Here is a 19,780-nt window from a genome sequence, read left to right as displayed (position 1 = left end):
TACGATTTAGTAAACCGTTTACATGAATTAGTATATAAAATATTTTTTCATTTATCAAGTTATACAAAGAAAATTTTTTTCATACAAAAAAAAATAAATCCCCTCATTCCATTTCACTTATATACTACATTTAGCTTTTCCATGCGGTAAACTTACGTTATATTCGTTACGCAATACACTCTTTCCTCCCATTAACAACACATACATACTCCTCCATACGTTCTACTTATTTGCATGAAGAAAGAGTTGAAACGCAATATTCATTTTTAGGGTTCACGTAACATCACCATCAAGCCAAGAAAAGTAACTAACCGCAGAATGAGAATTCTGTGCATTTTGCTCTTGTTTATTGTTTTAGGTTCACTAATCCTTTTATCTTGATAAACATAGAGCGCGGCCCCCTACTATCACTTTTTTATCTTGTAAATATATCTTGCATACTATAAAACCGAAAAGTATTTTTATTTTTCAGAAAAATAAAAACAATAACATGAAATTTATTGTATAATGTTGTAAAAAGATGTCGGAGGGATTTAATGTTAAATAAAATATCTCAATTCACAATTAAGCTTTCATCAATTCTTTTATCACTCTTACTATTATTAAATTTACCTTATTTATTTATCACTCAACAAGGATTTACCTTTCAACCAATTTATTTTTTTAATCAGACCGTTACTATGTTAAAACAGGTTTTTTCCCCTGAATCATTAGTGATTATAGGATCAGACCCGAAGTTTGGCCATTTCAAAAAAACACCATTATTTCCAACTGTTTTAGAACCTTACCTATATTCATTTACTATATTATTTTTAGCCTTTTTTCTTGCTCTCTTTTTATCATCTAGCATGGCATTTTTTTATTTTTTAGCAAAAGATTATATAAAAAAATGGATAAACCGAATTGTGTTCATATTAGAAGCTGTCCCTGATATGATGATGATGATTTGTTTGCAAATATTTTTCATATGGGTACTTCAGAAATTTGGGGAATCTCCTGTCACTATTATTTCTTTTAATGAAAATCGAGCTTATTTACTCCCTATTTTATCATTAGCTGTCTTACCTACATTACAAATGTTTCGGATGATGGTGTTATACATAAAAGAAGAGCAAGGAAAACATTACGTAGAGGTTGCATATGGAAAAGGCCTTTCATCAAGTTATATACTATGCATTCATTTATTCAAAAATATATCTATCCACTTCTTCCACCATTTAAAAACAATTTTTGTTTTCTTACTTTCTAATTTATTCATTTTAGAATTTGTTTTTAATATGGAAGGCATTATTCAATTTTTATTTAATAAGGCGTTTGTTTCACCTCCAGCTGCATTTATCATACTTGTTATGATTGTTTTACCATTTTACGCCATTTTCCAAATAGTCTCATTCATGATGAATAGATGGAAAAAGCAATTGAAAGGAGTATCATTATGAAATCTATTTGGAAATCAAAACGCTTTTTAATCGGCTTTGCTTATCTATTCATACTTATTTCAGCTAGTTTTATTTATAGTTGGTTCTTTAAAGATAACATCCCAAAACCTCCTCAGTTACTTTACAATGAAAATAACGAATTACTTGGAAAGGCCCCCTTTCCGCCATCGTTAATTCCACCTTTTGGATCTGATCGTTTTGGAGAGTCTGTTTTCTTACAAATTGTAGAAGGAGCAAAATTCACTATTTTATTAGCCGTGGCAATTAGCTTCTTTCGAATTTTATGCGGAACATGTATAGGAATCCTCTTAAGTTTATTTGCTCCAAAACTCAAGAGATTTTTCCAGTCATGCTCAGAAGTTTTTTATTATATTCCAACTCTATTTATCGCATTCATACTCATCACGCCCGTTAATATTATAATCACATCAAATGCTGATGGGGTAGATCCAAATATTTCATTTACGTTTTATCAAGTACTCGTACTTATTTTCGTCGCTCTGCCTACACTTTCTTTATACATATCCTCAGAAGTTGATGAATTTATGAAACAAGATTACATCTTAAGTTCACAATTACTGGGGGCTAGTCGTTTTCATATTATAAAAAAACACTTACGAGTCTTATTACTTGACCGCTTATTTGTATTATTTATGGAACATATCGTCCAAACACTCATACTCGTTATCCATTTAGCGTTGCTTAACATTGTAATTGGCGGCATACAAATGCGTGAACTCTATGACGGAGTGCTCAAACCTGTTTCTCTATCTAATGATTGGGCAGGTCTTATTGGATTAAATCGTAATGAAATGAATCTTTCATGGTGGATTATTTTTTATACTCTCGCTTCATTCTTTATTACGATTCTATTTATTAAGCTTATGACCATCGGGATTCAAGATGCACTGAAAGCAAGAGATTCGCAAATTGTAGCAATTCAAAACGTTCCAGATCATAAAAAATTCGTTAAACATAAAGATTCCTTTTCGTTTGCAAATAAAGTAAACCTTTAATCATTTCTCATTAATCAAGTATTAATTGGCATTGATATTATAGAAAATAAAGAAGATGATTCCTATTAAATACAGGGATCATCTTCTTATGCTGTCTAACTTTTTTACATGTATTTGCTAGACTCATGCTTTTTATATTTAAAGTGAATTATTTGCAATCACAATTATGTTTTTTAAAATCAATTACCATACGCCCTTGAATTCTACCTTGTTCCATTTCTTCGAATACATTTTGTACTTTAGCTAGAGAACAAGTTTGAACAACTGGCACTACTTTTCCTTCTGCCCCGAACATAAACGCCTCTTCCAAATCTTTACGAGTACCAACTAGAGAACCAACTACTTCAATTCCATCCAGTACAAGTCGTGGGATGTTTAAGTCCATTGTTTCTACTGGTAGCCCTACTGCAACTACTTTACCGCAAGCACGTACTGCATCAACTGCTGAGTTAAAGGCTACTTTAGAGACTGCTGTTACTACCGCAGCATAAGCGCCACCAAACTCCTCTTGCACAATTTTATCAGCAGGACCTTGAGAAATTGGATTGATAGTCATATCAGCACCAACTTCTTTCGCTAAGGCTAATTTGTCGTCATTAATATCTACTGCGATTACCTTTGCACCAAATACATTTTTAGCATATTGGATAGCTAAGTTACCTAATCCACCGCAGCCATAGATTACAATAGGTTGACTAGGTTTAATATCTGATACTTTAATAGCTTTATATGTAGTTACACCAGCACAAGTAATTGATGATGCTTGAGCAGGATCTAATCCTTCTGGTACTTTTACCGCATAATCAGCTGTAACGATACATTGTTCAGCCATACCACCATCCACTGAATAACCAGCGTTTTTAACTTCACGGCAAAATGTTTCTCTACCAGTTACGCAATATTCACAACGTCCACAAGATTGGAACATCCATGCAATACTTACACGGTCACCTATCTTTAGTGAAGTAACATCATCAGCTATTTTCGTAACAATACCTACACCCTCATGGCCAAGAATACGGCCATCAGTGTTACCAAAATCATGATTCGCAACGTGTAAATCAGTGTGGCAAACTCCACAATACTCTACATCTACTAACGCTTCACCTGAGTGTAACGGACGTAATTCTTTGTCAATCACTTCGATGTTTGCTTTGCTGTTTTTATTAACCACTACTGCTTTCATATGTGATCTCCCCTTTAGTGTTTTAGCATTTTAATGAGTTTATCTCACAACTACTTTCTTCACTACTTTGGCTAGTTATTGTACCAAATTTAAGTGTTCAATCATCATTACATCTTCATCATAACATGACACTTCATAAACAACTTGTGAAATTATGAACAATATTTGAATTATTACACAAATCGGTCTTTATTTTAAATTTTTAAAAATGAGAGGTTATCATTGACTATAAGTAAGTCACATATTTCTAAAAGAAAATAAATTAACAAACTTCTTACCGATAAAAAAGCTCTTCACTCAATATTTTCTACATGTAAACACTTAGTTTCACAGTAATATCCTTTGCCACCAACATAAACTTTTTCTATTTTATTTTTGCTATTGGTTGCTAATTTAACTAATATTTCAGAAGGCGAGTGTAAAGAATAACCTTGTTCAAATACATAGACTTCTTTTTTCAAGTAGTCCTGTTCATAAAGATAGCAAGCTAATGCACCGTTCGAAGTTCCAGTCGCTGCTTCTTCATTAATGTCGTATAGCGGAGCAAAATTTCTGCATATAATTCGATTGTCATTAAAAGTATATAGATGCATCCCGACAACATTATAATACTTGCTAATTTCTTTAATTTTTTCAAAATTAGGTTGCAGTGCATGTAATTGTGTTTCGCTTTTTATAGGAATTAAAATATCTTTTAAGCCCGTGGAGACAATTTGAATTGGGTATTTATTGTCTATATCTTTACTATCAAAACAGTCGATGAACTCGTTTGGAGATACAACATCATAGAATATCGGTTTATTTTGTTCCATGAATATGATGTCATCTTTTATAGTAATAGTAAGAACACCGCTGTTCGTTTCAATCGTATAGCGATTCCTGAAAAGTTTATTTAAATGCATTAGTATCGCGAAAGAGCCAATTGTCGCATGACCACATAAATCAACTTCTTCTTTTGGTGTAAAATACTCAAATTTATAATCAGCAAGTTCAGATTCTGATATAAATGCGGTTTCCGCATAGCCCAGTTGTTTGGCTATTTCCATTTTTTGAGTAGTGGTCAATGTATTCTCAATAAATACCACTCCTGCTTTATTTCCGCCTTTATGATCCTTGCTAAATGCACTTGCAACATAAACGGATATTTTCATAAGACACCTTCCTCACTTATAGTAAATTATAGTATAGAAAGCACTACATATAAATTCCATTGGATAAATTATCCCTAAAATAAGAAACAAACTATTTTTAGCATTTGAACTCTCCAAAAATAGTTTGTCTACAGTCTGAAAGCTCTTCATTTGAAGAGCTTTTTTTATATTCGCTTCATCGAAATCGTTTCACGTATACTTTGTAAATTTTTTAGAGTTTCCTCTTGTCGCTGCAACGACAACCCTACATACAAAGTATCTAATAAGCTTAACTGTGCTAATCGTGATGAACTTGCTTCTGTGCGGAATTCAGTCTCACGTGTTGATGTATATAACGTTATATCAGCAAGTTGACTTAATGCTGATTTCTTATAGCTCGTAATCGCAATAATTTTGGCCCCTCTTACTTTCGCTACTTCTAACGCTTCAAGTAATCCTTTATTGCTACCAGAATGAGAAATACCAATAACAACTGAATTTTCCGAGAGTAAACCTGCCCCCATAATTTGAAAATGCGAATCAGTATGAGCGATACAAGAAATACCCGTTCTCATAAACTTATGATACGCATCCATTGCAATAATACCAGAGCCACCATTTCCATAAAACTCAATTCGACTTGCTTCTTGTAAGGCTCGTACAGCCTGCTCAAGTGCCGTTTCATTAAGCAAATGTAAAGTATCTTGCAGTCCTGTAATATGCGAATGAAAAACTTTTTTAGCAACAGTTACCATACTATCTTCTGCTGATACCTCTTCATGGATATTTTGCATCGGTGTATGTACAATTTCACGAGCTAATGTAATCTTTAAATCTTGAAAACCTTGCAAACCAAGGTTTTTACATAAGCGGAATATCGTAGCTTCGGAACTATTCGTAACTTCAGCTAATTCTGTAATAGATTTATGTACAACATCTTGTGGATGTTTCAAAATATGTTCGGCAATACTTCGCAATTTCGGTGATAAACCATTTAACGAAGCCTGAATCTTTCCAATCCCACTTCTTGTACCAGGCATAGCATATCCTCCCCTTCCATCGTAGCTTTATCCTGTAAAAACCGATTAGTTGAACTAATCATCAGTGGGGATGGTCCTCCACTGATTAGAGTTTCACTTTATTGTACCTAATTATCGAAAGAAGAAAAACCTATATTAGGGATTACTATAATTTTTAATTGCTCCTATGTATTCTGTCATACGATATAACAGAATTATTCATGCTTATGAATAATTCTCTCCATGTTTCACTGCGTATAATGCGGCTTGCGTACGATCATCCACTTCCAATTTAGCTAAAACGTTTGAAACGTGTGTTTTCACAGTTTGTTCTGTAATATGAAGTTCTGCTGCAATCTCCTTGTTGCTTCTTCCTTTCGCAATTTCGCGAAGTACCTCTTGCTCTCTTTTCGTTAACATTGAAAAAGGATTTTCTACTTCCTTCTTTACTGCAGAACGCCCCATTAATGCAGGTGTTACTTTCGGGTGAAAATTCGCATTTCCTTGATGTACTGCAATAATAGAAGCGACAAGTTGCTCAGGTTGTACTTCTTTTAATTGATAACCATCTGCTCCAGCTTCAAGTGCTGGTATAACATAATCTTGCTCTGAAAAACTACTTAATATAAGTACCTTTATTGTCTCATCATATTGCTTTAGACGTTTTGTTGCCTCAATTCCATCCATTTTCGGCATCGATACATCCATTAGCACGACATCTGGTTTTTCTTTTTGCACGAAATATAATGCCTCTTCGCCATTTTCCGCTTCCCCAATAATTTCAAATTCTTCTCTCGTTTTCAAAAAGAATACAAGTCCTCTTCGAACGATATGATGATCCTCAACTAGTAGCAGTTTAATCTTCAACCTTATTCTCCCCTTCAAATCGGCAATTGAATTTCTATTTTTGTACCCTTTTTCAGCTCTGTTATAATTTGAAACGATCCCTTCATTAACTGAATACGTTCCTTCATACTTTTCAGGCCAAGTGCTGATTCCCTTACTTGTTCTTGTATAAATCCTATTCCATTGTCTTCTATGTAAAAATGTAACTGGTTATTTTCTATTTTCAAAAGAATATGTACCTTTTCACACGAAGCATGCTTTTTACAATTATGTAGCGCCTCTTGGCTAATACGCCATAAAACTTCTTCTATTTCATCCCCCATTGAAACCATCCCATCAATTCGAACTTCCACTTGAACTCCTAATAACTTCCCGTAATTTTGAATTGCTTCTACTAATCCTTTCTCCAATCCTTCAGGTCTTAATTGCCAAATTAATAGCGTCATCTCTTGTAATGCTTCTTGTGATAATTCCCCAATATAACTTAACATCTCTTGCAATTCTCTATCTTGCGTCATATTCAGAGTACCTTTCGCTGTTAGCATAATAGAAAATAACAATTGTTTTACTGAATCATGTAAATCACGTGCAAGTCGATTTCTTTCCGCTACCACTACATATTTACGTTCTTTCTCAACTAATTGAATACGTTGTATTGTCGTTCCAATTTGAAATGCAATTGATTCTAATAATGCTAACTCTTCCTCAGAAAAATGAGTCTTATGAGGTGCAGCCACATTTAGTAGACCAAATTTTTCTGATCCAGACCTAAGCGGAATTGTCGCATGATGTGTAACATCTTCTGTCTCTCCCCAATTACATTCAATTGCATCTTCTATTCGCTTACATTCAATAATATTAGTCGCTTTTTCCAATCTTCCATTCACAAAACGTTCTACACACCAACAGTTTCCTTCACACATCGGCTTCTTCTTTTGCCACGTAAGAGCCTCTGGTAAATTTTCGTCTACAAGCATACTGTGCTTTCCACTTTCATCAATAAAGAATATCCACCCTGTTTGTAAATTCATTACTTGTAACAATGTATGCAACACTTTTTCTAACATATACTGTAAGTTTGTTGCTTCATTTAATAATTCAGCAATTTCTTTTAATGCTTCTAAACGACGCATCTCTTTTTCTTCAAAGTTCATTCTCATCACCAACTACAATTATAACATTAAGAAATTTCTAAATTCTATAAATAAAAAAAGAACCGAATTCCTTCAGCCCTTTCTTTATATCAATCATTTTATTATTGGTATTCTATCCAATGTTGGAAGCAGAATTTTTGTTAACAAACGATTCTACTTTAGCTGTCCGATAAAGATTGTCCACCATGGATATGCTGTAAACCTTCAGTAGTAACAACCATATTCGCTGCTGGCATTTGCAATTGATTTTTATGGAACATAGACATTAATTCAAATCTTACTTGTCTAGAAGTTTCAAAATAATCTTCTGGCTTTATTAAACCTGTAATACAAAATTCATAGCCAACATATTTCAAGTTAGGATTTAAGTCTGTAACACCGACGTATTTAAATGGTTCAACAGCCTCATCCTCTACTCTATAAAGAGTTTGATTCAATTTTTCATTGCATATAACACATACTTCTTCTAACAATTCCTTCACTCTTGTTGGATCTTCCTGATAACTTACCGTGATGCGTTCAATTACACGCATCCATCCTTTATTAAAATTTTGTATCGTTCTAATCTCTCCGTGCGGGATGGTAAGTAGTTTTCCTGACCATTCACGAATTTGCATAAAACGAATACTAATCTCTTCAATAGTTCCTGAATTTGTTCCGTTAAAAGTTACAAAATCACCAACCCGAAACTCTTTGTCCGCTAATCTTGCAAAGCCTAATATAACATCTTTTAGCATCTGTTGTGCAGCAAAACCGATGACAACTCCAGCTATCCCTGCACCTGCAATAATACTTTTTATATCTACAAATTGGCTAATTAAATATATGATAAGACTGATGATAATGATATATCTAAAAATAGATCGAATTACACTTTGAATTGTCTGCTCTACCTCTTCATCAAAAAAGCTTGATTTCCTAAAAAACCAATCAATAATACGGTTTATTACAAAAGAAATAATGATTAAAACTAAAGCAAATAGTAAAAATCTTAAAAGTAAAAACTCTCTTACATAATTAAAAAATTCTTCCGTATACGTTAATAAGCTCATTTAACCACTTCCTTACTAATTAAAAAATTCATAATCGCCTAAGTTTGTTCCAGAAAAATCTATTATCCTAATCTAAAATGCCGCTACCCTTACTATGTATTTTGACTCTATTACTAATTCACTTTAAACAGTATGTCTAGCTGTTCTTTTTCCTTTCCCTTTAAATATACCCTTTTTAATAACCTAAGGGGGAGCAAATCGTGAAATTTTTTTATACGTTAAAACTTTATTCATCTCATTACGATTTCAACTCATTTATTCATTAACTACGTAAAAAAAGAGCTGAATTTATCAGCTCTTTTATTCGATATTAATTGTTGTCTTACTACTTTTTTCTTCTTTCAATTTTGGCAATTCAATTGTCAGTACGCCATCTTTATAATTTGCTCTAACATTTTCTTCCTCAACTTGTTTAAAACTAAAGCGTCGAGTTACAGAACCTATAGAACGTTCTTTACGAATATATGTGCCATTCTCATTTTTTTCTTCTACTTCATTATGATTAGTTGCTTGAATCGTTAATACATCTTGTTCAAAATCAACTTGAATGTTTTCTTTTTGAAAACCTGGTAAATCTGCTTTCACAGTATATTTATCAGATTGCTCATGAACGTCTACTTTAAAAGTATCCATGTTCAGTGGCTTAAAGAAAGCATCTGTCATCCCTTCTAATAAAGAAGGCCCAAAATCAAAAATACCATTTTGACGTTTTGTTATCTCTGGAAATAAATTACGCATATTTTTTCCTCCTTATTATTTATGAATGAAAGATTATCTCTTTCTGCCTTTATTATAACATTTGGTCAAAAAAGGTCAAAGTTTTTGTTTGACCTTTTTTGATGTATATTTTACCAAATAACACAAATAAGTTATATGTCATCTCTCCCCTTATAAAGAGGAATATATTTACATAATAACGAATAGTTTATTTGCTCTTATTTTTTCTTACGGAGGTTACATACAATGGGATATATTGAAGAACTTAGAAAAGTTGTCGGATCAAGACCACTCAATTTATTAGGCGTTGCGGTAGCTGTTTTCAATGAACAAGGACAAATAAAAGAGACCTTTTTTAAAGGCCTCTTTTTTATTTCACTTCTGCATGTAAACAAGATTTAAAATGTCCAAGTGCAAATTCATGTCCTTGCGCATTAAAAGATGCAACTGCCTTTTCATAAACAACAATTTTAAACCCTTTATTATACGCATCTACTGCTGTATGAAGAACACAAATATCAGTACATACCCCTACAAGATGAACCTCTTCAATTCCTCTTTCTCTTAGCTTCATCTCTAAATCCGTTCCAGCAAATGCACTATACCGTGTTTTATCCATGTAATATACATTCTCTGCATTTTTATATGTTTCGTACACATCTTGTAATTCACCAAACAAATCTCTTCCACTTGTACCAGCTATATTATGAGACGGGAATAACTTTGATTCTGGATGATATACATCATTTTCTTCATGTTTATCAATAGCAAAGACAACGTAATCTCCATTTTCAATATATTGCTTCGTTATATGTACAATTTCCTTCTCAATTTCCTGTCCTGGTTTCCCGCATGTTAAAGCGCCTTTCTCAGCTACAAAATCATATGTATAATCAATATTTATAAGAGCTCGTTTCATTACTATCTCTCCTTCTTCTGTTTCACAGTAAACAATAGAAAATTTGTTATTACGACATCGTATGTACTATTCGACATTTCAAATGAAATACCTACATTTTTCTTCTGAAACTTACCTTAGCCCGAGTTTATCATATAATAGATAAACAATGGTAAAACAAATAGCTCCTATTAACAAGTCATGAATTTGATAATTGAGCATTATTTGCATAAACTCTTGTATCGTAAACCAAATTACTGCCATCATTAGGCTAATCAAAATGATACGAATACACCGATTCACATCTTCAACCTCTTTCTCTGTCATAGTAGTAACAAGTGATTACTTCCTATTTAATCGTATTAGAAAATGAAATAAGTTATTCACTCTTGCACACTCTAGTCCAAACAAAAAAGCACACTACTTTTTGAGTAATGTACTTTTTATTCATATTAAGACGCTGGTTTTGTCTCAAATGTTGCTTGATTAAAACTAATAACCTTTCCTTTCGGGTCATTGTTTTCATACTGAACTGCAGTAATTGTATGACTACCTGTTTCCAGCGTTTTTTCTTTTAACTGCACTGTTGTCTGCGTTGTACTAGTTACTTGATGTTTATCCGTATACATTTGATCTACAAATACGAATGTTTCTTTATCACTTTGAAAATTAGAAAGCTCTAATTCAACTTGCTGAATTAACGTATCCTTTTTGATGAATACAGTCGGTATATTGCCGTTTTCAGAAGTACCATCTGGAGTAATAACTTTTACTTTCCCTTCCCCAATTGACATTGCTCCTTCAGGAAATACAACCATATTCTCATCACTTGCGTTTACAACTTGTTCTTCCTGTTTTGATTGCGCGTCCTCTTTTTCCTGTGGAGCACCGCAACCAACTAATAACAATACAGACAATCCAGTGATTATGAATTTTTTCAAAATTCATCCCCCCTGTAACTTCATTATAATTTATTATACAAAAATAACTTTTAAATTTTGAGACTACTTTCAACACTTTCATGAACAAATAGAATCTTGCTCACGATTAATGTATCATACTTTCCTTAATAGAACATTAATTTTTTTTATGAAATAAATAGTAATTTCCTCTTATCTATCATTTTAGCCCAACATATGAATTACATACCCTCAAAAATAAAAAGACATTGTTAGTTCAATGTCTTTTCTATACAGCAATTAAAAAACAAACGTTGTAATCTCATCTACTTCTTTTCTTGGAAGTTTCTTCGGTTTATCTTTCGGAAATCCGAGTGAAATAACCATATTTATTTGTTTTTCAGGCTCAATTTGTAAATATTGGCGCAGTTCATCTTGAGCTAGCAATACTGGCCCTGTCATTGGACAAGTACCAAGTCCCTTTGCATGTGCAGCTAACATTAAGTTTTGTGCCGCTAAACAGCTACTCTTAATGCCTTCTTCTTCCCAAACTGAATCTGGAACAAAAGCAATTGGATCAAATATCTTTTCACGGAACTTTGATTCATATGGTGTTGCCAAACATACGATTAATACTGGTGCCTCCGAGAAAGCTGTTGCATATGGTCCGAAAGAACGTGTAAGTAATTTCCCTGCTTTCTCTTCTCCATTTTCTGCTGCTTTTGTCGCAAGTTTATGTAATGCATCCCATGTCATTTGTTCAATTTCTTTAATCTTCTCTCGATTCATGATAACTACGAATTCCCACGTTTGTGAATTCGTATCACTTGGTGCGTAACGAGCACAATCAATTATTTCTTTTATATCATTAGTAGATACTTCTTGATCTGTAAACTTTCTAACACTTCGTCTTCCGTGAATTACTTCTTTAAAATCTTCATAATTCATATATTAAATCCCCTTTTTACAGCGTTTTCAAAACTTGTCCTATGCTTGAATTATATCATGAAAAAAAGCCGGAAGAATACCAGCTTTTTTCTTCATAATTAATTTGTCACTTTAAATAAACGAATACTCTCTTCGTATGCAGCTTGTAGTTTTTTCGTAATTGGTCCTCTTTCACCAGCCCCGAACTGTTCATCACCAATTTGAACGACTGGGAATATTTCAAGCGGCGTCGCTGTAAAGAAGCACTCCTCAGCGTCATATACTTCTTGTAATGAAAACTCTCGTTCCTCTACATCGATATGTAACTCTTTCGCTAATGTAATTACGTAGTGACGTGTAATACCATGTAAAATGAAATGATCCGCTGGATGTGTAATCAACTTATTATTCTTCACGATAAAGAAATTGGAATGACACCCTTCAGTCACAATACCATCTCGTACTAATATTGCTTCTTGATACCCTTGTTCATTTATTTTGTTTTTGATCATGATATTAGGAAGCAGATTTAAAGATTTTATATGGCAAAACTTCCACCTGATATCCTCTTCTACTGTCACCTTAATCCCTGCCTCCATTGAAGCAACTGGTCTTGGGAACGAAACAAGATTTGCAAAATATGTCGGTTGTAAATCTGATTCATATACATGATTGCGCGGTTGTGCCCCTCTTGATATTTGTAAATATACATTCCCATCTTCTTGAAATTGATTTTTTTTAATCATTTGATATAACTCTTCTACTAATTCTTCCTTCGTAAATGGTGGAATTAGTTTTATTTCCGCCATAGAGTTAAAGAATCGTTCCAAATGTAAATCTAATAAATGAGGCTTGCCATCGTATAGTCTAAATACTTCATAAATCCCATCACCAAATTGGAAGCCTCGCTCTTCTAATGCGACCATCGGCTGTTCTTCCTTCGTATTAATCATTCTCCCATTAAACAAGATCCAATCTTTATGAGTAGCTTTCATTCTTCCCCACTCCTTTATCACATGATTGATTTTATTGTACAACTTATGACACCCTGAAAGAAGGAATTTTCTGTATTTTCACAAACAAAAAATACATCACTTCGTAAAAGTGATGTATTTTATCATTTATTTAAGGAAATATTTTTCAATATCATCTAACATAAGGTTCGCAGCTTTAATACCGCCTGCTGTATTCCAGATTACCTCATCTACTTGGAATACTTTGTTATTTTTAGAAGCCTGTAGTTGCTTAAAGAGTGGATCTTCTGTCCATTCCTTTGCTAACGAATTTCCTTCATTATTCTTATCTGCATCTTTATCAGACGTGAAATAGAATAAGTAGTCTCCGTCCATATTTGGAATCTGCTCTTTTGTAATTCCTTTTATCGCAAAATCATCTTTATCTTGTAATGGTGGTCGTTTAAATCCAATATCATTTAAAACAACGCCCGAGAATGAGTTTTTTTGATAAATGCGAACATCACCTGGCACGAAACGAATAATAGAAACTTTAGAATTCAATTTATCGCCTAACTTCTCTTTCATTCCTTCAATGCGTTTTTTATAATCATCAAGAGCTTTTTGCCCTTCTTTTTCTTTATTTACAGCTTTTGTATAAAGTGTAAAGTTTTCTTTCCAATCACCGCGTAATGTTTCTGCATAAACAGTTGGTGCGATTTCTTTTAGCTGATCATATATTTTTTCATGACGCATTTTATTTCCGATAATTAAATCTGGCTTAAGCTTCATTACAGCCTCTAAATTAATATCACGTTCAGTTCCTACAACTTCCGTGTTTTTTAACTCTTTCGCTAAATGAGGATACCATTCATCACCAGCACGTGGTTTCGTAGTCCCCACTGGCGTTACGCCCACAGCTAGGAGAGCCTCTGCGCCTTCATTTGTTAAAACAACAACTTTTTTAGGTGTACCATTTACTGTCGTTTCTCCCATTGCATGCTTTACCGTATATGAATCTTTTGCTTTCGCTGATATATTATTTTCTTTTTTCTCTTCTTTACTACATCCTGCAATTACAACCATGAGTATCATAATGCAGAACATAATTAGTTTTTTAGTATGTATCATATGTCCTCCCTAGATGAAATCGATTATCATTAACATTTAAAGATTAATGTATCTTACATACATTGTCAATGTATATCAGAAAACTTTTTTAATATATACTTTTTAGATTCTATCCGCTTTTCTAATGTTTCTTTTTAAAATATAGTGCATAAGTATGAAAATAAATGTTGTTATTAAAATGCGTATCCTTGTTATACATAACAAGGATACGCATCCATATTGCATTATCATTTCAATTCCTAATATTGAGTATATTTAATATACGCTGGGTCATTATATACCCACTGATTTCCACCAAGGTTTAACCAACCATTTTCATTTATATATACTAAATAAGATTCTGGAGAATTTAATTGGCGGATAACTGCAGATGTAGTTGATGGACCACTTCTTAAATTTACATTCATCCCTTGTATATATGCAACCCCAATCGGGCTTCCATCACTATTGCTTGTCTTTACAAAATTAATGTACGAAGGATCATTATACACCCATTGTCCATTCCCCAAATCTAGCCATCCGTTACTTTCCTGATATACAACGTAAGATTCTGGAGAATTTAATTGACGAATAACTGAGGAAGAAGTTGATGGACCATTTCTTAAATTTACATTTTTCCCAAGAATATAAGCGATTCCCTTCGTTTGAGGTGTCGGTTGTGGGTTAGGAGGTTGTGGATTTGGAGCTACTCCAAAAATAGCTGCTATTCCATTTGCATACGCTTGACTTAGATCTTCAATAAATTGTGGATTTTTTAATAAATTTGCATCAAACGCTGTATCAATAAAAGCAGTCTCAGTTAAAATTGCATCCATTGCGGTTTCTCTTAATACCGCATAATTTTCTTTTTTTGCTCCTCGATCACGAAGACCGTATTTTATTAATACAGGATTGACAGCTGTATGCATTTTTTGTTGCTTTGCATATGCAGTGCTGCTATTGGATAACGCATTATAAATATAACTTTCAAAACCTGTACCCCCGCCGCTATTAATATGAAATGAAATAAAATAATCCGCACTGAAAGCATTAGCAATATTAGCACGTTCCGATAAAGAAATAAACACATCACTATCACGTGTCATTTTAATTGTAATTGGGTAATTTACCGTTAAAATGTCTCGAACGCGTCTAGCAATTTGAAGTGTTAAGTTTTTTTCTACTAAACCATTACCAACAGCACCAGAATCATATCCACCGTGCCCTGCGTCTATAACAAGTTTCATTTTATTGCCCCGCCCCTTTCTTGTAATATGTTTGCATTTCTACTCGTCCTATTTTATGTGAAATGTACAGGTTCTGTTACAATTGCAAATAAAAAAACCGCCTTATGTAAGGCGGTTTCTATCATCTTGCTTTAACCAATTTAAAATAAATATATACGATTGATAGTGAACATAACGTATGCAAAATAAAATAAATAAAAGTGCTATTCCAACACCACTATAAAGTAAACCAAACTTTAAAAAAACATTTACAAGTGGTGGAAAGTTCATTAAATTTTGTAATGTACTAAGCATACAAAACATAATGAAAAAGACAGGGATGTATTGTAATTCATACGGCTTTTTTTTCTTACTCATTCTTTTCCGAATGATTATATGACATAATTCTGCTACTATAAAGCACCCTCCAATTAATACAAGACCAGAAGTCATCGTCATACATTCACCTGCCTTATATTTATTGTATCGCATAAATAATCATCGTTATATTTTCTTTACATACTCTTCATCTTCTGAAGCAAAACCAAAACTCTCTATGAAAGACTTCGCCTTTTCTGTTAATTTCTCTTGTAGCACTGTTATTTCTTTCACATTTCTTTGTTTCATCATTTCTTCAAATGTAAAATACGTATTTGTACCATAACCGTAACCTTGGTAATCAAAATGAATAATTAGCTGTGATAAAACAGCCCGTTCCTCTTGTACACTATAATCTATTACACCAATATATGTATCATCAACTTTCACACAGTACTGTACCTTTTTCTCACCTAAACTATGCGATTTAAACATTTCTTTAACAACGCTTTCATTTTCTACAGTAACTTTCTCAAACGTAATCATATGTTGTCCATCCTTTTACTATTATTGTATCAATAATACTTCCTATTTATGAAAAAAACCTTAAGACCGTATGCGATCTTAAGGTTTTTCTAATTAAACTAAGCTATACGCACGTTTTGTTTCTTCATGGAACTTATTCGTATCGTATTTATGCTCAACATAAATTTGGTGCCATACCATAAACGCAAGTACAGTCCAAATTTTACGGCTATAATCGCCTTTATCTGCACAATGTGCTTCCAGTAAGTTTAATACATACTGTTTGTCGATTAAATGCTCTGTCTTACTTTCGTTTATAATATTTATAGCCCAATCATGCATTTCGTCTTTTAACCAGTGACGAATTGGTACTGGGAATCCAAGTTTTTTACGATCTAATACGTGATCTGGAACGATTCCGCGTGCTGCTTCACGTAAAATAGCTTTCGTAGTTCCGTTAGCAATCTTAAATTCAGTTGGAATTTTAGATGCAACATCGAATACTTCTTTATCTAAGAACGGTACACGAAGTTCTAATGAGTTTGCCATTGTCATTTTATCAGCTTTTAATAAAATGTCACCGCGTAGCCATGTGAACATGTCAATGTACTGCATTTTACTTACATCATCATAATCTTTAATCTCGTTATACAATGGTTTCGTGATATCCATATAGTTAACACTTTCATTGTAATACTTCATTAATTCAGCTTTTTCTTCTTCACGGAAGATTTTAGCATTTCCATAGTAACGCTCTTCAATTGGTGTACATCCACGCTCTAGGAAGCTCTTACCTTTAAATCCTTCTTTAAGAGCACCACTTAATGCTTTTAGAACGCTCTTACCTGGGCTAGGAATGTAAGAGAACATTTTTAGTGAGTTTGGCTCACGGTAAATGTTATAACCACCAAATAGCTCGTCTGCGCCTTCACCAGAAAGAACAACTGTTACATGTTTACGTGCTTCTTTCGCAACGAAGTACAATGGTACAGCTGCTGGATCAGCTAAAGGATCATCCATATGCCAAATGATTTTTGGGAACTCATCCATAAATTCTTTCGCTGAAATGAATACGTTATGGTTTTTAACGCCTAATTTCTCAGCAGTTTCTTTCGCAACATCAACTTCACTGAAACCACGTTGCTCAAAACCAACAGAGAATGTTAAAAGATTTGGATTCATTTCTCTTGCGATAGAAGCGATGATAGATGAATCGATACCACCAGATAAGAATGAACCTACTGGTACATCACTACGCATATGCACTTTTACTGAATCATATAACACATCACGAATTGCTTGGATATGCTCCTCTTTCGTTGCACTTGAAGCGTTGAAATAAGGTTTCCAGTAGCGATGGATTTCCATCTCTTTACCGATTTCTTTTACGAAATAATGACCAGGCTCGATTTTATTAACATCAATTGTTAACGTTTCTGGCTCTGGACCATATTGGTACGTAAAGTAATGTTGTAGTGACGTTGGATTAACGCCTTTATCTTCCATCACATGCATAATACTTTTCTTCTCAGATGCGAAGAATGTAGTATCACCTTGTTGTGCAATGTATAAAGGTTTAATACCGAAGTGGTCACGTGCACCGAAAAGTTTCTTTTCCTCACGATCCCAAATCATAAATGCAAACATACCACGAAGGTAGTCTACACATTTTTCTTTCATATGTGCATACAATGCAATGATAACTTCTGTATCAGATTGCGTTGCAAACGTTGCACCTTTTTCAAGTAACATTTCACGTAATTCTACATAGTTGTAAATTTCACCATTAAAAATAATTACATATCGATCATTTTCATAAGTTAGCGGCTGATGTCCTGCCTCTAAGTCAATGATGCTTAAACGGCGGAAGCCAAATTGTACATGTTCATCACGAAAATATCCTTCGTCATCTGGACCACGGTGGAAAATCATCGTGTTCATATTTTCAAATTGATGTTTTTCTGTTTCTGAAAACTCTCTAGGGTTTTCACATAAACATCCTACAAAACCACACATACTTCTTACCCTCTTTCAGTTTTCATTCTGTCTCTATACTACTATATCAACCCTATTTATACTAGCATAATCAACTGAATATGGCGACCAAAAACTATAAAAAAATCACTCCATTTCACATTTTTAACAATTTTTTATGAAAACATGAAAACTAGGCACTCACCTTTCTCCGCTTTTGTCATATGATATTGCAAATTGATTTCTAGGAGGGAATACCATGAGTGAAGAAAAAAAAGATTCTTCTCGCCCACCGGTTCGTAATTACTTAAAGCAAATTGATGATTTCTTCGAGCAAACACCTCTTCGCAATGTAATCGCTGATTTAAATCATTTTTTCCAAAAAGGAAACCGTTTATTAACATTCCCTGTAGATTTATATGAAGTTGGTGAAGAACTCGTTGTTACAGCTGAACTACCAGGTATACAAAAAGAACAAATCCAAATTGAAATACAAAGTGAATACTTAAAAGTCTCTGTAAAAGAAGAGATACTTGAAGAGGAAGAAGAACAAACATCCCATAACTATTATCGCCGAGAACGTTCCATTTCAGAAGCATCAAGATTGATTAAATTGCCGTATTCAATTAATAAAAAAGCGGCAAAAGCTTCTTATCAAAACGGCGTATTAGAAATTCGTGCACCGAAACTTCCCCAGCAACATGACATTTTATCGATAGACTAATACAAAAAAAATAAGGGTGCTATGCACCCTTATTTTTAACCCACTAATCGCTTCATATCACGTATAATGTCTTCGTATGGCGTATTACTAATGCCACTATACTTTTTCATTACTTTTCCGTTTTGATCAATTAAATAAAATGATGTCCCATGCATGACCTGACCGTTCTCCGGCTTATCAACAAGTGATTGGAAATTATCTTTTGAAAACTTTGTAATATCTTCTAACGAATACCCCGTTAATAAATTCCAGTTACTAGTATCCTCTGTAAACTTTTGAATAAAAGCTTTCAGATTTTCTGGCTTATCAAGGTCTGGATCTACACTAAATGAAACAAACTGAACGTCTAATTTCTCTTCTTTTGCCATCTTTTGAAGCTTGGCCATATTTGCAGTCATTGGTGGACAAACTGTCTGACAATTTGTGAACATAAAATCTGCAACCCAAACTTTCCCTTTTAAATCTTTTGTACCAAATTTCTTTCCATCTTGATTTGTAAATTGGAAGGTTTCTAAATCCCAATTTAATGGTTTACGAAGCTTTGAACCTGATTCACTACATCCAGCAAGTACAAAGAGACAAAATACAACCATAAGACCAATTATTTTTTGATAACGCTTCATTTATAAACCTCTTTTCTCTATCCTAAATTTAAATAGGTTATGTT

The 19,780-nt window shown here is 33.4% G+C and carries 22 protein-coding genes; 4 read left to right on the top strand and 18 right to left on the bottom strand.

The features are described from left to right. Positions 1-536 precede the first annotated feature (536 nt). Positions 537-1,439, top strand: coding sequence for an ABC transporter permease subunit (locus GBN78_RS18215; RefSeq protein ID WP_000932684.1), 903 nt, complete (start codon positions 537-539; stop codon positions 1,437-1,439). Continuing rightward, positions 1,436-2,455, top strand: a complete 1,020-nt coding sequence (locus GBN78_RS18210) for an ABC transporter permease (RefSeq protein WP_000836558.1) — start codon at positions 1,436-1,438, stop codon at positions 2,453-2,455. The genes GBN78_RS18215 and GBN78_RS18210 overlap by 4 nt, the downstream gene beginning before the upstream one ends. Before the next feature lie 148 nt (positions 2,456-2,603). On the opposite strand, the gene adhP is transcribed toward GBN78_RS18210, so the two are convergent. The 7 genes from adhP to GBN78_RS18175 form a co-directional block, all read right to left on the bottom strand. Beyond that, on the bottom strand, positions 2,604-3,641 hold the full coding sequence (gene adhP, locus GBN78_RS18205) for an alcohol dehydrogenase AdhP (protein WP_098297662.1): 1,038 nt from the start codon (positions 3,639-3,641) through the stop codon (positions 2,604-2,606). Between the two features lie 293 nt (positions 3,642-3,934). Then, complete coding sequence (locus GBN78_RS18200) at positions 3,935-4,792, bottom strand: PhzF family phenazine biosynthesis protein (RefSeq protein WP_000704320.1); 858 nt, start codon at positions 4,790-4,792, stop codon at positions 3,935-3,937. 164 nt (positions 4,793-4,956) lie between these two features. Continuing rightward, a complete protein-coding gene (locus tag GBN78_RS18195) occupies positions 4,957-5,811 on the bottom strand; it encodes a MurR/RpiR family transcriptional regulator (protein WP_001119649.1) in 855 nt (284 codons plus the stop codon). 204 nt (positions 5,812-6,015) lie between these two features. Further along, positions 6,016-6,657, bottom strand: coding sequence for a two-component system response regulator CasR (gene casR, locus GBN78_RS18190; protein ID WP_000694637.1), 642 nt, complete (start codon positions 6,655-6,657; stop codon positions 6,016-6,018). Between the two features lie 14 nt (positions 6,658-6,671). Beyond that, entirely contained in the window at positions 6,672-7,790 is a 1,119-nt protein-coding gene (gene casK, locus GBN78_RS18185) for a two-component system sensor histidine kinase CasK (RefSeq protein WP_152127577.1), read from the bottom strand. 158 nt (positions 7,791-7,948) lie between these two features. Further along, entirely contained in the window at positions 7,949-8,842 is an 894-nt protein-coding gene (locus GBN78_RS18180) for a mechanosensitive ion channel family protein (protein ID WP_000055432.1), read from the bottom strand. Positions 8,843-9,142: 300 nt separating this feature from the next. Continuing rightward, positions 9,143-9,580 carry an Hsp20/alpha crystallin family protein gene (locus GBN78_RS18175; RefSeq protein WP_001245053.1) on the bottom strand — a complete coding sequence of 146 codons (438 nt, stop codon included), beginning with the start codon at positions 9,578-9,580 and terminating at the stop codon, positions 9,143-9,145. Positions 9,581-9,805: 225 nt separating this feature from the next. Here GBN78_RS18175 and GBN78_RS30260 point away from each other — a divergent pair, with 225 nt between their 5' ends. After that, the gene (locus tag GBN78_RS30260) at positions 9,806-9,961 is read left to right on the top strand and encodes a hypothetical protein (RefSeq protein ID WP_009326906.1); all 156 of its coding nucleotides are present in this window, start codon (positions 9,806-9,808) and stop codon (positions 9,959-9,961) included. Here the strand turns inward: GBN78_RS30260 and GBN78_RS18170 are convergent. From GBN78_RS18170 to asnB, 10 genes are all read right to left on the bottom strand, one after another. Next, complete coding sequence (locus GBN78_RS18170; protein ID WP_000816767.1) at positions 9,930-10,478, bottom strand: cysteine hydrolase family protein; 549 nt, start codon at positions 10,476-10,478, stop codon at positions 9,930-9,932. The genes GBN78_RS30260 and GBN78_RS18170 overlap by 32 nt on opposite strands. 111 nt (positions 10,479-10,589) lie before the next feature. Then, on the bottom strand, positions 10,590-10,784 hold the full coding sequence (locus tag GBN78_RS31035; RefSeq protein WP_000136530.1) for a hypothetical protein: 195 nt from the start codon (positions 10,782-10,784) through the stop codon (positions 10,590-10,592). 125 nt (positions 10,785-10,909) lie between these two features. Further along, on the bottom strand, positions 10,910-11,398 hold the full coding sequence (locus GBN78_RS18160; RefSeq protein WP_000713496.1) for a putative periplasmic lipoprotein: 489 nt from the start codon (positions 11,396-11,398) through the stop codon (positions 10,910-10,912). Positions 11,399-11,656: 258 nt separating this feature from the next. Beyond that, on the bottom strand, positions 11,657-12,304 hold the full coding sequence (locus tag GBN78_RS18155; protein WP_001105291.1) for a nitroreductase family protein: 648 nt from the start codon (positions 12,302-12,304) through the stop codon (positions 11,657-11,659). 98 nt (positions 12,305-12,402) lie between these two features. Beyond that, positions 12,403-13,278: a D-amino-acid transaminase gene (gene dat / locus GBN78_RS18150; RefSeq protein ID WP_000648387.1), complete on the bottom strand. Its 876-nt coding sequence runs from the start codon at positions 13,276-13,278 to the stop codon at positions 12,403-12,405. A gap of 126 nt (positions 13,279-13,404) precedes the next feature. Next, entirely contained in the window at positions 13,405-14,367 is a 963-nt protein-coding gene (locus tag GBN78_RS18145; protein WP_000581989.1) for an ABC transporter substrate-binding protein, read from the bottom strand. A 239-nt stretch (positions 14,368-14,606) separates the two neighbouring features. After that, positions 14,607-15,593 (bottom strand): N-acetylmuramoyl-L-alanine amidase, encoded by a 987-nt coding sequence (locus GBN78_RS18140; protein ID WP_000779889.1) that lies wholly within the window; start codon positions 15,591-15,593, stop codon positions 14,607-14,609. A gap of 102 nt (positions 15,594-15,695) precedes the next feature. Beyond that, positions 15,696-16,025: a hypothetical protein gene (locus tag GBN78_RS18135; protein ID WP_000200459.1), complete on the bottom strand. Its 330-nt coding sequence runs from the start codon at positions 16,023-16,025 to the stop codon at positions 15,696-15,698. Between the two features lie 51 nt (positions 16,026-16,076). Continuing rightward, positions 16,077-16,436 (bottom strand): GNAT family N-acetyltransferase, encoded by a 360-nt coding sequence (locus tag GBN78_RS18130; protein ID WP_000627525.1) that lies wholly within the window; start codon positions 16,434-16,436, stop codon positions 16,077-16,079. A gap of 93 nt (positions 16,437-16,529) precedes the next feature. Next, a complete protein-coding gene (gene asnB / locus GBN78_RS18125; RefSeq protein WP_000333816.1) occupies positions 16,530-18,431 on the bottom strand; it encodes an asparagine synthase (glutamine-hydrolyzing) in 1,902 nt (633 codons plus the stop codon). A 217-nt stretch (positions 18,432-18,648) separates the two neighbouring features. Here asnB and GBN78_RS18120 point away from each other — a divergent pair, with 217 nt between their 5' ends. Further along, positions 18,649-19,113 carry an Hsp20/alpha crystallin family protein gene (locus GBN78_RS18120; RefSeq protein WP_001288085.1) on the top strand — a complete coding sequence of 155 codons (465 nt, stop codon included), beginning with the start codon at positions 18,649-18,651 and terminating at the stop codon, positions 19,111-19,113. A 35-nt stretch (positions 19,114-19,148) separates the two neighbouring features. Here the strand turns inward: GBN78_RS18120 and GBN78_RS18115 are convergent, their stop codons facing one another. Further along, positions 19,149-19,736, bottom strand: a complete 588-nt coding sequence (locus GBN78_RS18115) for an SCO family protein (RefSeq protein ID WP_000833331.1) — start codon at positions 19,734-19,736, stop codon at positions 19,149-19,151. Between the last annotated feature and the right edge of the window lie 44 nt (positions 19,737-19,780).

It is taken from the genome of Bacillus sp. B2-WWTP-C-10-Post-4 (assembly GCF_009183805.1).
Classification (GTDB): domain Bacteria; phylum Bacillota; class Bacilli; order Bacillales; family Bacillaceae_G; genus Bacillus_A; species Bacillus_A cereus.
Note: the sequence above shows the minus strand (reverse complement) of the source record. Positions and strands in the feature narration are given on the sequence as shown.

What these genes read in the sequence shown, in the direction of transcription:
- GBN78_RS18210 (WP_000836558.1), top strand. Translation starts at nt 1,436, where the DNA reads ATGAAATCTATTTGGAAATCAAAACGCTTTTTAATCGGCTTTGCTTAT.
- GBN78_RS18200 (WP_000704320.1), bottom strand. Translation starts at nt 4,792, where the DNA reads ATGAAAATATCCGTTTATGTTGCAAGTGCATTTAGCAAGGATCATAAA.
- dat (WP_000648387.1), bottom strand. Translation starts at nt 13,278, where the DNA reads ATGAAAGCTACTCATAAAGATTGGATCTTGTTTAATGGGAGAATGATT.
- adhP (WP_098297662.1), bottom strand. Translation starts at nt 3,641, where the DNA reads ATGAAAGCAGTAGTGGTTAATAAAAACAGCAAAGCAAACATCGAAGTG.
- GBN78_RS18215 (WP_000932684.1), top strand. Translation starts at nt 537, where the DNA reads ATGTTAAATAAAATATCTCAATTCACAATTAAGCTTTCATCAATTCTT.
- GBN78_RS18115 (WP_000833331.1), bottom strand. Translation starts at nt 19,736, where the DNA reads ATGAAGCGTTATCAAAAAATAATTGGTCTTATGGTTGTATTTTGTCTC.
- GBN78_RS18170 (WP_000816767.1), bottom strand. Translation starts at nt 10,478, where the DNA reads ATGAAACGAGCTCTTATAAATATTGATTATACATATGATTTTGTAGCT.
- GBN78_RS30260 (WP_009326906.1), top strand. Translation starts at nt 9,806, where the DNA reads ATGGGATATATTGAAGAACTTAGAAAAGTTGTCGGATCAAGACCACTC.
- GBN78_RS18140 (WP_000779889.1), bottom strand. Translation starts at nt 15,593, where the DNA reads ATGAAACTTGTTATAGACGCAGGGCACGGTGGATATGATTCTGGTGCT.
- GBN78_RS18120 (WP_001288085.1), top strand. Translation starts at nt 18,649, where the DNA reads ATGAGTGAAGAAAAAAAAGATTCTTCTCGCCCACCGGTTCGTAATTAC.
- GBN78_RS31035 (WP_000136530.1), bottom strand. Translation starts at nt 10,784, where the DNA reads ATGACAGAGAAAGAGGTTGAAGATGTGAATCGGTGTATTCGTATCATT.
- GBN78_RS18130 (WP_000627525.1), bottom strand. Translation starts at nt 16,436, where the DNA reads ATGATTACGTTTGAGAAAGTTACTGTAGAAAATGAAAGCGTTGTTAAA.
- GBN78_RS18195 (WP_001119649.1), bottom strand. Translation starts at nt 5,811, where the DNA reads ATGCCTGGTACAAGAAGTGGGATTGGAAAGATTCAGGCTTCGTTAAAT.
- asnB (WP_000333816.1), bottom strand. Translation starts at nt 18,431, where the DNA reads ATGTGTGGTTTTGTAGGATGTTTATGTGAAAACCCTAGAGAGTTTTCA.
- GBN78_RS18155 (WP_001105291.1), bottom strand. Translation starts at nt 12,304, where the DNA reads ATGAATTATGAAGATTTTAAAGAAGTAATTCACGGAAGACGAAGTGTT.
- casK (WP_152127577.1), bottom strand. Translation starts at nt 7,790, where the DNA reads ATGAACTTTGAAGAAAAAGAGATGCGTCGTTTAGAAGCATTAAAAGAA.
- GBN78_RS18180 (WP_000055432.1), bottom strand. Translation starts at nt 8,842, where the DNA reads ATGAGCTTATTAACGTATACGGAAGAATTTTTTAATTATGTAAGAGAG.
- GBN78_RS18135 (WP_000200459.1), bottom strand. Translation starts at nt 16,025, where the DNA reads ATGACTTCTGGTCTTGTATTAATTGGAGGGTGCTTTATAGTAGCAGAA.
- GBN78_RS18175 (WP_001245053.1), bottom strand. Translation starts at nt 9,580, where the DNA reads ATGCGTAATTTATTTCCAGAGATAACAAAACGTCAAAATGGTATTTTT.
- GBN78_RS18145 (WP_000581989.1), bottom strand. Translation starts at nt 14,367, where the DNA reads ATGATACATACTAAAAAACTAATTATGTTCTGCATTATGATACTCATG.